Source organism: Sphaerisporangium sp. B11E5 (assembly GCF_039871875.1).
In the GTDB taxonomy this organism is placed as follows: domain Bacteria; phylum Actinomycetota; class Actinomycetes; order Streptosporangiales; family Streptosporangiaceae; genus Sphaerisporangium.
Window position 1 is genome coordinate 144,806 of record NZ_JBDPMD010000011.1, and the last position, 14,307, is coordinate 159,112.

Sequence of the window (14,307 nt, forward strand, 5' to 3'; positions counted from 1 at the left end):
CGTCACTTGGTGCCGTACACCGGTTCCGCGACCGGGGCCTCGGCGATGAGCTTGGCGACGGCCTCGCCCGCCTCCTCCGGGCGCCACCGCGCGCCCTTGTCCACGCCGGGGCCGTGCTGCCAGCCGGTGGCCAGCGAGATCATGCCGCCTTCCAGCTCGAACACCCGTCCCGTGACGTGCGCGGACTCCCGCGACCCGAGCCAGACGACCAGCGGGGCGACGTTGGCCGGGTCCATGACGTCGAAGCCCGTCTCCGGGGGCGCCACCATGTCGGCGAACACCTCCTCGGTGATGCGGGTGCGGGCCGCGGGGGCGATCGCGTTGACGGTCACGCCGTACCGGCCGAGCTCGGCCGCGGCCGTGTGGGTGAGCGCGACGATCCCGGCCTTGGCGGCGGCGTAGTTGGCCTGGCCGACGCTGCCGAGCAGACCGGCGCCCGAGGAGGTGTTGATCACGCGGCCGTCCACAGGGTCGCCGGCCTTCGAGCGCTCCCGCCAGTACGCGGCGGCGTGCCGCAGCGGCAGGAAGTGGCCCTTGAGGTGGACGCGCACCACGTCGTCCCACTCGTCCTCGGTCATCGAGACGATCATGCGGTCCCGGACGTAGCCCGCGTTGTTCACCAGCACGTCCAGCCCGCCGAAGGCGCTCACCGCCGTCTTGACCAGCCGCCCCGCGCCGTCCCAGTCGGCCACGTCGTCGCAGTTGGCGACCGCCTCGCCGCCGAGGTCCCTGATCTCCTCGACCACCTCACGGGCGGGCTCGCCGGAACGTCCCCCGCCGTGGGGCCCGGTCCCGAGGTCGTTCACCACCACCTTGGCGCCCTGGCGCGCGAACTCGAGAGCGTGCGCCCGCCCGATCCCCCGGCCCGCTCCGGTCACCACGACGACCCGGTCCGCACAGATAGCGCTCATTCACCGTTCCTCTTCCACAAGATCATGGGAAGTTTCCCGATAAATCACGCTTTATGTATATCCAGCGGAGTTGCCGCGAAGCCGCAACAATCCTGGCGTGTCGCGCGCGTGCGCCGGCGGGCCTCGCGACGTCCGGTCAGGCGCCGTCCAGAAGAGCCAAGAGGGTCTCGGCGGCGGCCTGGCCGCAGACGCGGGCGGCGCCGTGGGTGGCGATGTGGACGGCGCCGAGGTCGGTGCGGCCGGGCAGGCCCATCTCGACGACGGCGGCGTCCGGGCGGGCGGCGAGGAGCCGGTCGAGGGCGGCGGTCTGCCAGGGCACGCGGTGCGCGTCGCGGGCGACGATCACCAGCGGGCGCCCGGCCGCGGGGGTGAGCACGGCACTCCCCACAGCGGGGCCGAGGGCCGCCCAGGCGTCCTCCTCGAAGCGCGCCACGGTGGTGCCGGGGAGCAGCTTGGCCAGCGGCTCCCCCACTCCCCACGGGGTGTGCTTGTCGATCGCCAGGTTCATCACCCGCGCCAGCTCCACCACGTACGGCGCGGCGCCCCCGTGCGGCGCCTCCCAGCCCCGCCGGGTCACCCGCACCGCACGCCGCGCGGCGACCAGCCCGAGGGCACGGTCGGCCTCGGAGGTGGCGCCCGCGGACCTCCCGGCCCAGGCCGTCAGCTCCGCGGTGCGGCGGGCGGCGTCGGCGAGCCGCTCCTCGGTGAGCAGCCCCTCGGCGACCGCGTCGGCGACGGCCTCGCGGATGGCGACCACCACGTCCTCGCCCGCGTTCTCGCCGCCGACGCAGACCAGGTCGGCGCCCGCCGCCACGGCACGCGCGCTCGCCCCGCCGATGCCGTACCGCTCGGTCACCGCGGCCATCTCGATGGCGTCGGTGACGACGACGCCGCCGAAGCCCATCTCGTCGCGCAGCAACCCGGTCAGCACCCGGCGGCTCAGCGTGGCGGGCATGCCGGGGTCGCAGGCCGCGACGAGCAGGTGCCCGGTCATGATCATGCGCACGCCCGCCTCGACGGCCGCGCGGAACGGCCGCAGCTCCACCTCGCGCAGTCGCCCCGCGGTGGCCGTCAGCGTCGGCAGCCCGTGATGGGAGTCCACGCCGGTGTCGCCGTGGCCGGGGAAGTGCTTGGCGCACGCCGCGACCCCCGCCGCCTGGAGCCCCCGCACCCAGGCGGCGGTGTGCCGCGACACCAGCGCGGGGTCCGCGCCGAAGGACCGCAACCCGATGACCGGGTTGCGCGGATTGTTGTTGACGTCGGCGGAGGGCGCGAAGTCGACGTTCACCCCGAGGGCCGCGAGGTCGGCGCCGAGCCCGCGGGCGATCTCCTCGGTGAGCGTGACGTCGTCCACCACGCCGAGCGCGTAGTTGCCCGGCCGGGAGCTCCCGGTGCGCGCCTCCAGGCGGCTGACGTCGCCGGTCTCCTCGTCCACGCCGATGACGGCGTCCGGCCGCTCGGCGCGCAGCGCGGCGGTCAGCTCGGTGAGCTGGCCCGCGCCCGCGATGTTGCGGGAGAACAGCACGACGCCGGCGAGGCCCTCACCGAGGCGGCGGCGCAGCCAGTCGGGCGGCGTCTCGCCCTCGAACCCCGGCAACAGGACCGAATCGGCTAGACGCAGGAGCTCGGGGCTGCGCTTCATCACTCTCCTCGCCTGGCGGTGCGTGCGCGGCGCACGCGGGAACCGTGGGGCCCGCGCCGCGGACCTGACCCGGCCGCGCGTCCAGCGGGACGCAGGCCAATCTAATAGGAAAGTTTCCTATTTTCCATATCTCCGACCATTGCATTTCCCTGCACGGGTGGTCTCAGAGGCGCTCGATGATGGTAACAGCGGCCTGATCGAGACCCGTGGACACGACCTGCAGGCCGTACCGGCCGTCCACGCGCTCGAGCTCGTGCAGCAGCGACGTCAGCAGCCGGGCGCCGTGCGCGCCGAGCGGGCGGCCGAGCGCGAGGGCGCCGCCGGAGGGGTTGACCCGGTCGGGATCGGTCCTGGTCTCCCGCAGCCAGGACATCGCGAGCGGCGCGTACGCCTCGTCGGCCTCCACCACGTCGATGTCGTCGAGCTTCAGCCGTGCGGCGCGCAGCGCGTGATCGGTGGCGGGGATGGGGGCGGCGAACGGCGCGGCGGGGTCGCCGCCACGGGCGGACATGTGGCGCAGCCGGGCCCTCGGGGTCAGCCCGTGCGCGCGTACCGCCTCGGGGGAGGCGATCAGCAGGACGGCGGCGGCGTCGGCGGGCGGGGCGGCCAGGGCGGCGGTGGTGCGGTCGCCCTCCTCACGGGGCGGCAGGGTCGCCAGCTTCTCCGGGGTGACGTCGCGGCGCGGGATCTCGTCCTCGCGCATCCCGAGGGCGGGCACGAGCTCGCGGGCGAAGCGGCCCTCGTCCGCGGCGGCCACCGCACGGCGGTGGGACTCGATGAGGTACTCCTCCATGTCGCCCCGGGACAACTCCCAGCGCCGGGCGACCAGCTCGGCGGCGCGCCACTCGGAGGTCTCCTTGCCGCGGTACCTGGCGGCCCAGCCCTTGGAGCCGGCGGCGGGCGAGGGCTCGGGCGTGCCTCCCGGGATGGCGCTCATGTTCTGCACGCCGCCCGCGACGACAAGGTGGGCGTCGCCGGCGCGCACCGCCTGGGCGGCGAAGTGCACGGCCTGCTGGCCGGAGCCCGCCCCGTGGTCCACGGTCACGCCGGGGACCGCCTCGGGTAACCCGGCGGCCAGCCAGGCGACGCGGGCGACGTTGCCCGTGCGCGGGCCGGGGACGCCGGCGCCGCCGAGCACGACCTCGTCGACGGCCGCGGGGTCGGCCCCGGTACGATCCATCAGCGCGCGCAGCACGTGGGCCGCGAGGTCGGCCGGGTGCACCGCGGCCAGGCCGCCGCCACGCCGCCCGGCGGGGGTCCGCACCGCGCCCACGATGTACGCGTCCGCCATCACGCGCCGCCTTTCGGATCTTCCGGCCGCGCGGCGCGCGGCTTAACATTTCGGTCAACGGCAGCCTAACAAGCGCTTGGTAGCCTCTGGCACCGGGGGTGAGCTGCCGTCTCGTCCCCGTCAATAGGCGAACAAGCGATTGCGTGGAGGCTCATAATGGGGGACGTGAACACGCGAAAGAACTCCGGCGGCACGGTCGCGGACACGGCCGCGGACGGTTCGGCGCCGAGGCGCCAGGGGGGCACCCGGCGGGCGGGGTCGAGCGGCCCGGCCTCCGAGCGCCGCGACCACCTGGTCAAGCTGGCCGCCGAGCTCTTCGCGCGCAAGGGCTTCCAGGCGACCACGGTACGCGAGATCGCCGACGAGGCGGGCATCCTTTCCGGCAGTCTCTATCACCATTTCGACTCCAAAGAGACCATCGTCGACGAGGTCCTGTCCACCTTCCTCAAGGACCTCATCGGGCGCTACCGCGCGGCACTCGACCACGGCGCCGACGCCCGCACCGTGCTGTCCGAGATGGTGCGCATCGGCTTCAGCACGCTGGAGCCCCACCGCGCCGCCATCACCGTCATGCAGAACGACTGGAACTATCTGCGCTCGCTGCCGGGCGACCGGTTCGACTACCTCATCAAGGCCGAGGACGAGGTCGAGCGCATGTGGATCGAGCAGATCAAGCGCGGGCAGGCGGAGGGGCTGTTCCGGCCGGACGTCGATCCCAAGCTGACCTACCGCATGATCCGCGACACCATCTGGGTCGCCGTCCGCTGGTTCCGCCCCGGCGGGCGCCTCAACACGACCACCCTCGCCGAGCACTACATCACCGTGCTCTTCGACGGGCTCGCCACCGGGCACCGCACCAGCCAGTCCTGATCAGATAGCTCTGCTATCCAATCGGCGGTATGCTCGTCCCATGCGCATCTCCGAACTGAGCGCCACCTCCGGGGTCCCGGTCCCCACGATCAAGTACTACCTGCGCGAGGGCCTCCTCCCCCACGGCACCCCGACCGCCGCCACCCGCGCCGAGTACGGCGAGACACACCTGCGCCGGCTCCGGCTGATCCGCGCGCTCCTGGAGGTGGGCGGCCTGCCGGTGGCGGCCATCGCCAAGATCGTCGCCGCGGTGGAGGACGAGAGCGTCCCCGTGCACACGATGCTCGGCACCGCCCACTACGCCCTGGCGCCCGTCATCGAGACCTCCCCCGGCGACGAGGAACTCCGCGCCGCCCGCGCCCGCGTGGACGAGCTGATCGCGGAGCTCGGGTGGCAGATCACCCCCGACGCCCCCACCCGCACCGAGCTGGCGTGGATCCTCGCCCGCCTGAGCCACCTCGGCCGTCCCGCCCCCGAGGAGGACCTCCGCCACTACGCCCGGGTCGTCATGGACCTGGTCAGCGGCCACGAGATGGCCAAGGTCCCCTTCGACGGCCCGCGGGAGGCCGCCGTGGAGTCCCTGGTCGTCGGCACCGTCCTCTACGGCAAGGTCTTCGACGTGCTGCGCAGGCTCGCCCACGAGTCCGCCTCCGCCCGCCTGCTCGGCGCCTGACCGAGGAGCCACAGGGCGGCGCGCCGGAGCAGGGTGCGGTGGGAGTCGCTGTCGTAGGAGCGGGTGTCGTGGCCGAGGGCGTCGTAGACGAGGCGGCCCCGGCCCATCTGGCGGGTCCAGAGCAGCGGCTGCCCCTGGGAGACGGCGAGGGGCCGGATGCCGGGGAGGAGGACCAGGTCGGTGTAGACCTCGTCGAACAGCGTGAAGTCTTCCAGGCCGGAGACGAGGGGATCGTCCCCCTGGAGGTGGACCTCGACGTCCCCCAGGGGCGGGTGGTAGGACGCGCCCCAGCGCCAGGTGGCGCCGAGCATGTGGTACCAGTACGGCCAGTCGTCGAAGCAGATCGACGCCGAGTGCATGGCGAGCACCCCGCCCCCGCGTTCGACGTGGTCGAGCAACGCGGCACGCGCCACGGGGTGCAGCCGGAAGACGGAACCGCCCTGCGCCGCCGACCAGCCGTCGTCCCCGTGGCAGCGCAGCGCGTTGACGGTGATCAGATCGACGGCCGGCCGCTCACGCAAGGCCCCCGCGATGTCCTCGGTGACGGTGGACTCGACGCCCACCTCCGCCAGCACCTCCGCCAGGGCCGCCGACGTCGCCGGGAAGTCATGAGCGACCCCCCCGGACAGGATCAGGTTCGTCGCCACCCCGCAAGCCCATCACGAACCAGCCCCAGCCGCCACACCCGTGCCATTAAGACCCGCCCACCGGCCCCGGCCCGGGGTTGTTAGGCTCGCGCCCAGTAAGCGCTCCCTTTCGCCAGGAGGTCCCGATGGCCGCACAGGGACACTGCGCCCCCCGCTTCAGGCGGGTCCGCGAAGTCTTCGAGCAGAACTTCGCCGCCGGAGAGGAACTGGGCGCCGCCTTCGCGGTGTACCTGGACGGCGAGCCCGTGGTGGACCTCTGGGACGGCGTGGCCGACCGCCACACAGGCCGCGAGTGGCAGAAGGACACCCCCGTCCTCACGTACTCCTGCACCAAGGCCGTCACCGCGACCGTCCTGCTCCGCCTGGCCGAACGAGGCGCGGTGGACGTCACCGCCCCCGTCGCCGGCGTCTGGCCGGAGTTCGCCGCCGCGGGCAAGGCCCAGGTGACGGTCGAGCACCTGCTCACCCACCAGTCAGGCCTCCCGGTCCTGGAGCACCCGATCCCGGCGCAGGACCTCGGCGACCTCCCCGCCATCGCCGCCCACCTGGCGCAGCAACCCCCCTTGTGGGCCCCCGGCACGGCCCACGGCTACCACGCCCTCACCTACGGCTTCCTGACAGGCGAGGTGGTCAGAAGAGCCACCGGCAAGACCGTGGGAACCCTCCTGTCCGAAGAGATCGCCACCCCCCGGGACCTGGACATGTGGCTGGACGCCCCCGAGGACGTCATCCCCAGGGCCGCCCGCCTCTCCGCAGGCGACCGCACCCCCACCCCCAGGAAGAGCGAGGTCCTACCCGCGCGCCCCGCCGCGGCCGCCCCCGCGCCGGCGGAGGACGAGGTCCCGCCCGCCCGGCGCGGCCCCGCGGCCGGGACGGACGCACGGCGGTTCCCGGGAACGGGCACCGAGGCGACGGCGGGCACCGGGACGGGGGTCGAACGGGCGGTCGCGGACGCCGTGGTCATGTCGGAGGGGCCGGGGAGAGCGGGGAACCCTCGGGACGTGGCCGTGCTGGCGGCGTTGGACAAGGACAGTCTCATGAGCAGGGCCATGGGCAATCCGAATCCCAACCTGCTGAAGGGCGGGGCCAACCACCCGGTGATCATGCGGGCGGGGTGGCCGGCGATGGGGCTGGTCACGACGGCGCGGGCGCTGGCGGGGTTCTACCGGGACCTCGTGGCAGGTGAGCTGCTCGCACCGGAGACGTTGCGGGACGCGACGCGCCGCCGCGTCCAGGGGCCGGACCGGGTGCTGGTACTCGACAGTTCGTTCGGGCTCGGGTACATGCGTCCCTCCCTCACCTTCCCGGTGCCGCGGGCGGCCCAGGAGAGCGCGTTCGGCCACACGGGACTGGGTGGGTCGCTGGGCCTCGGCGACGTCCGTCACCGCCTGGGCATGGCGTACACCATGAACAGGCTGTCCCAGGCGATCACGGGGAGCTTGCGCGCCTACCGGCTCACCGAAGCCGTCTACGCCTGCCTGGAAAAGGACTGACCACCCCAAAAAGGGTGCGTTCCACCACCCACAACCTTGCACTATGCCCAACAGGCATACCTTCCGTAATCGAATCGTCACCGGGGCGATCCGCTGTTCCCGTGACAATCCGCCCATCCAATGAGACCTTCGTCTAGGACAGGGAGCGGCAACTCCGAGGGGACGACGATGAACGCCTGGTCCGTTCCTGGTTACCGGGAAGAACGCGTGCTCGGCACGGGTGGAAGCGGCAGGGTCGTGCTCGCCACCTACGAGGAGACCGGCGCCCACGTCGCCATCAAGTACTTGTCGGACGAGTTACGCTCCGACCCCCGCTTCCTCGCCGCGTTCCGCGAGGAAGCCCGCACGATGGTCGAGATCGACAACCCCAACATCGTGCGCTTCTACGAGTACGTCGAGAGCCCTCTCGGCGCCGCCATCGTCATGGAGCTCGTGGACGGCGTGGCCCTGCGCCGCGTCCTGCTGGAGAACGGCTCCACCAGCCCCGAGGCCGCCCTGGTGGTGCTGAAGGGCTCCCTGCTCGGCCTGTCCGCCGCGCACGCCTCGGGCGTCGTGCACCGCGACTACAAGCCCGAGAACGTCCTGGTCCAGGCGGACGGCGTCAGCAAGCTCGCCGACTTCGGCATCGCCACCCCGGCCGGCGTGCCTGGCATGTCCGCCGGCACCACCACCTACATGGCCCCCGAGCAGTGGAACGGCGGCCCCGCGACCCCCGCGACCGACGTCTACGCCGCCACCTGCGTCTTCTACGAGTGCCTCACCGGCCGCAAGCCGTACCGCGCCGACACCGCCGCCGCCCTGCGCCACCAGCACCTGAACGCCGCCATCCCCGTGGACGCGGTGCCCGCCTCGGTGCGCACGCTGGTCACCCGGGGCCTGGCCAAGAACCCGGCCGACCGCCCCACCACCGCGCGGGCGTTCGTCGGCGAGCTGGAGACGGCCGCCCGTGCGGCGTACGGCCAGGAGTGGGAGCAGCGGGGCCGCCGCCACCTGGCCGAGCTGGCCGCCCTGCTGGCCCTCGGCTTCCCCCTGGCGCGCCCGGCGCCGGACACCAGCACCAGCCTGGCCCGCACCGTCCTCCAGAACCCCCTCAAGTACGCGCCCCGCGTGCTCGCAGGCGCCGGCGTCGTCGCGGCCGGTGTGATCATCGCGGTGCTCGCCGCCAACCGCGGCACCCCGGTCCAGGGCGTGTCGCTGGCCACCTCCCCCAAGCCGACCCCGGCCGTCGTCGAGACCGTCATCGACCCGGCCCCCACCGCCACGCCGTCGCCGAGCGCCGAGCCCACCGGGACCGGCCCGGCCGTGGTGATCACGCCGAACCCGACCGGCGGCACTCCCGGCCCGTCCGCGTCCCCCACCGACGGCGCGACCACCGGCCCGACCACCGGCCCCACCCCGGCGCCGACCACGACGTCCCCCGCCCCCTCGCCCACCCCGCTGCGGGTGAGCGGCCTGGCCGTGGCCGGGTTCGACGGCAACGCGGCCACCGTGCGGCTGCGCGCCACCACCGCGCAGAACGTCACCCTCACCGCGCGCTTCGCGCAGGGCTCCTCCGCCAGCTCCCTGACCCCGGTGAGCACCCGCACCCTGGTGCTGACCGGCGCCACCACCTACTCCCGGGTCGTGGACGGCGGCTTCACCGCCCCCGCGTGCGGCACCACCGTCGTCCGCCGGGTCACGGTGTCCACCAGCCCCGGGTCGTCGGACGGCACGGCGGAGCGCACCGCCGAGGTGAAGGGCCCCGAGTGCCCGCCGCCCGCGGTCGAGAACGTCTCGGTGGACTGGAACGGCCGCAGCGCCGGCGTCGGCGTGCGCGCCGCGGGCCCGGGCCCGGTGCGGGTGGCCGTGGAGTTCACCCGCAGGGAGGGCGAGGGCGCGGCGCGCGTGGTGGACCAGGCCTCGCGCACCCTGACCGGCGACACCACGTACGCGTTCACCGTGTCGGGCGACCTCGGCGAGGTGGCCTGCGGCACCACGGCGATGTTCGGGGTGCGGGTGACCACCGACCGGCCCGCCGCCAACGGCACGGTGTTCAAGGAGACCCGGGTGTCCGGGCCCAAGTGCGCCCCGCCGGCCGTCGCCATCACGTCGTGGAACGGCGGCACGGTCACCGTGCGGGTCACCAGCGCCACCCGGGACGCGGTCGCGCTGAGCGCCGCGTTCGTGCAGTCGGTCACCGCCGGGGAGCGCACCACCACCCGTGAGGCGTCCCGCTCGGCCACCCTGTCCGGCGGCACCACCTACACCCGTTCGTTCAGCGTGCGGTTCCCGGTGCCCGCGTGCGGCTACGTGGACACCCGGCGGGTCACCGTGCGGGTCTCCTCCGCCCTCGGCACGGGCAGCGACTCCGGCAGCTTCACCCGCCGCGGCCCGGCGTGCCCGGACCCGGAGCCGACCGAGGAGCCCACGCAGGAGCCGACCAAGGAGCCGCCGTCGCCGGAGCCCACCCGGGAGCCGACGCGCAGCCCGAGCCCCGAGGGCGGCGACGGCACGATCCTGAACCTGAAGCTGAAGGTCAAGCTGAAGCTCACCCTGTGACCCGAGCCCGCCTCCGGGCGGCGACCCCACGATGGAGGACAGTGTGCCGCAGCACGCCCAGAAGGTCGGCAACGTGCTGATCCCGGTCGGCGACCTGGACAAGGCGATCGCCTTCTACTCCGAGGCCCTCGGCCTCGCCGTGAAGTTCCGCGACGGCGACCGCTTCGCCGCGCTGGACGGCGGCGGGGTCACCGTGGCCCTGGTGGCCGGTCCCGAGCAGGTCGCGGGGGCGGTCACCGCCCCGTCGTACAAGGTGGGCGACATCGAGGCCGCGGTGAACGACCTGACCGGCGCGGGCGCCGAGCTGGTCACCGGCCCCGAGGCGGGCCCGCACGAGACCCGCGCGGTGCTGCGCGACCCCTCGGGCAACGTCCTGGTGCTGTACTCCCCCATGTGACCGGCGGGTCCGTGCGCCGGGTCACGGGGACGGCATCGGGCCGGCGACCGGCCGGCGACCGCCGACCGGCAGGGGGTGCTGGCCGAGGGCGGGCGGGCCGTACGCGAGGGAGAACCAGATCGTCTTGCCGAGGCCGGTCGCGACGGGGACCACTCCCCAGCGGTCGGTGAGGGCGGCGACGATGCGCAGGCCCCGGCCGTGCTCGCGGTCGGTGCCTGCCTCGCGGATGCGGGGCCAGCCGGGGCCGCGGTCGGTGACCGCGCCGGACAGCACGCCGCCCGCGGCGCTCAGGGTGAGCAGGATCGGGGGGCCGCCGTGGATGAGGGCGTTGCCGAGCAGCTCGGAGACCACTAACACCACGTCGTCGGCGATACCGGGCATCTGCCACCCGATCAGGGTGTCGCGCACCAGCGCACGGCATTTCGCCGTGACGCTCGGGTCGGCGGGCACCTCCCAGCGGACCTCACGATGGCGGGGCGGAGTGCTGGTCATCATGATCTCCCGGGCCCTTTCACGCTCAGGACGGCTCGGCCGCATGACGGCCTTCCGTCACCGGGCGGCGTCGGCCCGGTGACGTGGCGGACCTTTACCTTCCGGTGGACGGCATGCGCGCCAACAGGCGGCCGCGTGGTGGGCGTCTGTAGGCCGCGGCCCCTTTTCCCGCGCCCACGCGGCCGGTGGTGACAGAAACCGGTGGTCTGAGCGCCGATTACCGGCAACCCTCCGTAGCCGCCACGATCCTTTGGCTACTCTCGGTGTCGGCAGTACGCATCCACGGGGGTCGGAGGGTACGCGATGCCACGTAAGCCACGCAGTCTCAAAGAGGAGATGGACCGCCTCACCGCGGAGCTCCGCGAACGCGGCGCGACGTGGACCGAGATCGCCCAGGAGTTCCGCAGGCGCTTCCGCCTGAACGCCCGGCAGGCGTTCCGCGAGGCGCACCGGTACACCCAGGAGCGGGTCGTCGAGGAATGGAAGACACGCTGGCCGGCGGAGCCGTTCAGCGTGCGCAAGCTGGGCTCGTGGGAAGCCTGGCCCGGGCTCACCGGGAACGAGCCGCCGCTCGCCGGACTGAACCGCCTGGCCCGCATCTACCGGTGCCGGGCCTGCGACCTGGTGGACGGCGAGGACCACACCGCCGCCGACGAGAACCTCGCGGTGACGCGCAGGCGCTCGGCACCGCCGGCCCTCACCGGCATTTCCTTCAGTGACATCAAGGGCATCCTGCCGGGCGAGCCGCTCACCGGCGCGATGCCCCCAGGAGAACAGCGTGATCGGGAGTTCGAACAGCTCGTCCACGCATTCACGGATTGGGCAACCCAGATGAATCGACGTGACGTCCTCGCCCTGATCGGGGCGGCCGCCACCTCCGCATACGCCGCGCCGTCCATGGACCGGCCGAACGGCGAAGAGTCGCAGCGGCTCACGCTGGCGGCGGCAGACCCGAGCCGGGTGGACGAGGCGACGGTCGGCCACATAGAGGCGGCGCTGCGCCACTGCATGCGCCAGGAGGACGCGCTCGGGCCGCAGGCGATCGTGGCCACCGTGCTGGCCCAGCAGCACCTCGTCACGTCGCTGCTGTCGGCCGGGGTGGACGACCGCATGCGCGGCAGGCTGCTGTCGCTGCTGGCGGACATCCGGCGGTGCGTCGCGTGGATGTTGTTCAACCTCAACGACTTCCGCGGCGCGGACTACTACTACGCGCAGGCCAGGAACGCCGCTCACCAGGGTGACGACGACGCGATGTGCAGCATGGTGCTGGCCAACTGGAGCCAGCTCGCCACGTGGCGGGGCGACCCGCGCCTCGGGGTGGAGCACGCGCTCGGGGCGCTCGCCTGGGCGCAGCGGGCGGGCAGCAGGATGCTGACGGCGTACGCCTGCGACGTCGGCGCCCGGGCGTACGCGGCGGTGGTGCGGCGTTCCCCGAAGAGCGAGCGGCGCAAGGACCAGGCGCGGTGCTTCCGCTCGGTGGACCAGGCGCAGCGCGAGCTGGCGAGCGCCGACGAGAGCGACCCCGCCGCGGGGCTGGTCCCCTTCTACGGCGAGGGCCAGCAGCTGTCCACCCGGGCCGGGTGCCTGCTGGACACCGGTGACCCGGCGCAGGCGCTGGAGGTCGCGGCCACCGCGGCGGCGGGCATCGACCCGTCGTTCGTCCGCAACGTCGCCTACATCCGGCTGAAGACCGCGCAGGCGCACCTCGCGCTGCGCCACATCGAGCAGGCGTGCGAGGAGCTCGGCGAGGCGGCGCGGCTGGCGCGGCACAACACCTCGCCGCGGCTGGTGCGCTCGGTCGTGGAGACCCGCGAGCAGCTCAGCCCGTGGCAGCGCACCGGCAGTGTCGCGGCCCTGGACGAGCGGCTGCACGCGGCCCGCCTCATCGCCTGACCGCCCGTTTACCTGACCGCTTTTCCCGGATTCCTCCACTTATCCGGTCCTTATCTCGATTGGATAACTTCCCTGACACGGCACGCTGATCGCGGCCGTGCAGGGGAAATCGGGGAGGGCGAGAATGGGCCTCACATCGGCAACGCTGATGATCCTGGTGACGGCGCTCGCGGTGGGGGGTCTGGTGTGCTCGGCACTGTGGCTCTGGCCACGGCTGAGCGCCCGCACCTGGGGCGCCGTGGCGGGGCGCGTCGGGGTGCTGGCCGGCACGCAGGCACTCACACTGATGGCGATCGGCCTGCTGGTCAACAACTACTTCGGCTTCTACGGCTCCTGGGGCGACCTGCTCGGCACCCACGCGGTGCCGGCGCCCGGGGTGCGGGAGGGCGGACGGGCCGGGACGCTCCGCGGCGAGGAGGTGCGGCCGGAGACGAATCTCCGGGTGATCCGCACCGCGAATGTCCATATCAACGGAAATTTCCGGCGGTCCGCGGGACAGTTGAAAGAAGTGATGATTCCCGGCCCCTCGACGGGGTTGAGCACGCTCGCCTACGTTTATCTGCCTCCGCAGTATTTTGCCAAAGAATACGCGCGTACCCGGTTTCCGGTGATCGTCGGGCTGACCGGATACCCGGGTGACCCGCGCAACCTCATCAGCCGCATGAACATGCCGGCGGTCGCCGCCCGGGCCATCGAGGAGGGGCGCATGCCGCCCACCGTGCTGGTGCTCACCCGGCCGACCGTCGCGCCGCCGCGCGACACCGAGTGCATGGACGTGCCGCGCGGGCCGCAGGTCGAGACGTTCTTCACCAAGGACCTCAAGGAGGCCGTCGCCCGGTCGCTGCGGGTCGCCACCACACCCGCCGCCTGGGGCGTGCTCGGCGGGTCCACCGGCGGCTACTGCGCGCTCAAGCTGAGCATGCGCCACCCGGAGGCGTACTCCGCGGCCGTGTCGCTGTCGGGCTACTTCCAGCCGCCGGTCGACGCGACCACCGGTGACCTGTTCGGCGGCAGCCGGCGCCTGCGCGAGGAGAACGACCTCATGTGGCGTCTCGCCCACCTGCCCCACCCGCCGGTGTCGGTCCTGGTGGCCAGCAGCAGGCAGGGCGAGTCCAACTACCTGTCGACCCTCCGCTTCCTGGACGCCGTCCGCCCGCCCATGCGCGCCGCGTCCCTGATCCTGCCGAGCGGCGGTCACAACTTCACCACCTGGAACCGGGAACTCCCGCAGGCCCTCCCGTGGCTCGCCAACCGCCTCACCACCCGCGCCGGGGCCCGTCCCGCCGCCCCGGACCCCGAGCTCGTGCCCGCTCCCCGCCGCCCGGGGCCGTCGGGCTGACGGCGTCACCGCTCCCCCCGGCCCAGCACAGCCGACCTCCTTGCGGGGAGATGTCGGATTTAGTCATGTTTGAGTAAAGTTTTCAGCCGAACGGTAAGAGGTGGCGCTGAGCTTCATCGCC

General features: G+C 73.3%; 12 protein-coding genes. 7 read left to right on the forward strand and 5 right to left on the reverse strand.

Annotation, left to right across the window (positions count from 1 at the left end):
- Positions 1-2: 2 nt before the first annotated feature.
- The 3 genes from ABGB17_RS14020 to ABGB17_RS14030 all read right to left on the reverse strand — a co-directional run bounded on the left by ABGB17_RS14020 (position 3) and on the right by ABGB17_RS14030 (position 3,844).
- Complete coding sequence (locus ABGB17_RS14020; RefSeq protein WP_347629298.1) at positions 3-911, reverse strand: SDR family oxidoreductase; 909 nt, start codon at positions 909-911, stop codon at positions 3-5.
- Between the two features lie 136 nt (positions 912-1,047).
- The gene (locus ABGB17_RS14025) at positions 1,048-2,553 is read right to left on the reverse strand and encodes a glycoside hydrolase family 3 N-terminal domain-containing protein (protein WP_347629300.1); all 1,506 of its coding nucleotides are present in this window, start codon (positions 2,551-2,553) and stop codon (positions 1,048-1,050) included.
- Positions 2,554-2,716: 163 nt separating this feature from the next.
- Positions 2,717-3,844 carry an acetyl-CoA C-acyltransferase gene (locus ABGB17_RS14030; RefSeq protein WP_347629302.1) on the reverse strand — a complete coding sequence of 376 codons (1,128 nt, stop codon included), beginning with the start codon at positions 3,842-3,844 and terminating at the stop codon, positions 2,717-2,719.
- Positions 3,845-4,009: 165 nt separating this feature from the next.
- On the opposite strand from ABGB17_RS14030, the gene ABGB17_RS14035 reads away from it, so the two are divergent.
- Positions 4,010-4,714, forward strand: coding sequence for a TetR/AcrR family transcriptional regulator (locus ABGB17_RS14035; protein WP_347629304.1), 705 nt, complete (start codon positions 4,010-4,012; stop codon positions 4,712-4,714).
- 40 nt (positions 4,715-4,754) lie between these two features.
- On the forward strand, positions 4,755-5,387 hold the full coding sequence (locus ABGB17_RS14040; protein WP_347629306.1) for a MerR family transcriptional regulator: 633 nt from the start codon (positions 4,755-4,757) through the stop codon (positions 5,385-5,387).
- Here ABGB17_RS14040 and ABGB17_RS14045 read toward each other — a convergent pair.
- Positions 5,315-6,034 (reverse strand): ThuA domain-containing protein, encoded by a 720-nt coding sequence (locus ABGB17_RS14045; RefSeq protein ID WP_347629308.1) that lies wholly within the window; start codon positions 6,032-6,034, stop codon positions 5,315-5,317. The genes ABGB17_RS14040 and ABGB17_RS14045 overlap by 73 nt on opposite strands.
- A gap of 125 nt (positions 6,035-6,159) precedes the next feature.
- Here ABGB17_RS14045 and ABGB17_RS14050 point away from each other — a divergent pair, with 125 nt between their 5' ends.
- The 3 genes from ABGB17_RS14050 to ABGB17_RS14060 all read left to right on the forward strand — a co-directional run bounded on the left by ABGB17_RS14050 (position 6,160) and on the right by ABGB17_RS14060 (position 10,462).
- On the forward strand, positions 6,160-7,527 hold the full coding sequence (locus ABGB17_RS14050; protein WP_347629310.1) for a serine hydrolase domain-containing protein: 1,368 nt from the start codon (positions 6,160-6,162) through the stop codon (positions 7,525-7,527).
- 168 nt (positions 7,528-7,695) lie between these two features.
- Positions 7,696-10,065, forward strand: coding sequence for a serine/threonine-protein kinase (locus tag ABGB17_RS14055; RefSeq protein WP_347629312.1), 2,370 nt, complete (start codon positions 7,696-7,698; stop codon positions 10,063-10,065).
- Between the two features lie 43 nt (positions 10,066-10,108).
- Positions 10,109-10,462: a VOC family protein gene (locus tag ABGB17_RS14060; protein ID WP_347629315.1), complete on the forward strand. Its 354-nt coding sequence runs from the start codon at positions 10,109-10,111 to the stop codon at positions 10,460-10,462.
- Between the two features lie 21 nt (positions 10,463-10,483).
- On the opposite strand, the gene ABGB17_RS14065 is transcribed toward ABGB17_RS14060, so the two are convergent.
- Entirely contained in the window at positions 10,484-10,954 is a 471-nt protein-coding gene (locus ABGB17_RS14065; RefSeq protein WP_347629317.1) for an ATP-binding protein, read from the reverse strand.
- Between the two features lie 336 nt (positions 10,955-11,290).
- On the opposite strand from ABGB17_RS14065, the gene ABGB17_RS14070 reads away from it, so the two are divergent.
- Both ABGB17_RS14070 and ABGB17_RS14075 read left to right on the forward strand, forming a co-directional pair.
- The gene (locus ABGB17_RS14070; RefSeq protein ID WP_347629319.1) at positions 11,291-12,847 is read left to right on the forward strand and encodes a hypothetical protein; all 1,557 of its coding nucleotides are present in this window, start codon (positions 11,291-11,293) and stop codon (positions 12,845-12,847) included.
- Between the two features lie 124 nt (positions 12,848-12,971).
- Positions 12,972-14,186, forward strand: a complete 1,215-nt coding sequence (locus tag ABGB17_RS14075) for an alpha/beta hydrolase-fold protein (protein WP_347629321.1) — start codon at positions 12,972-12,974, stop codon at positions 14,184-14,186.
- The last annotated feature ends 121 nt before the right edge of the window (positions 14,187-14,307 follow it).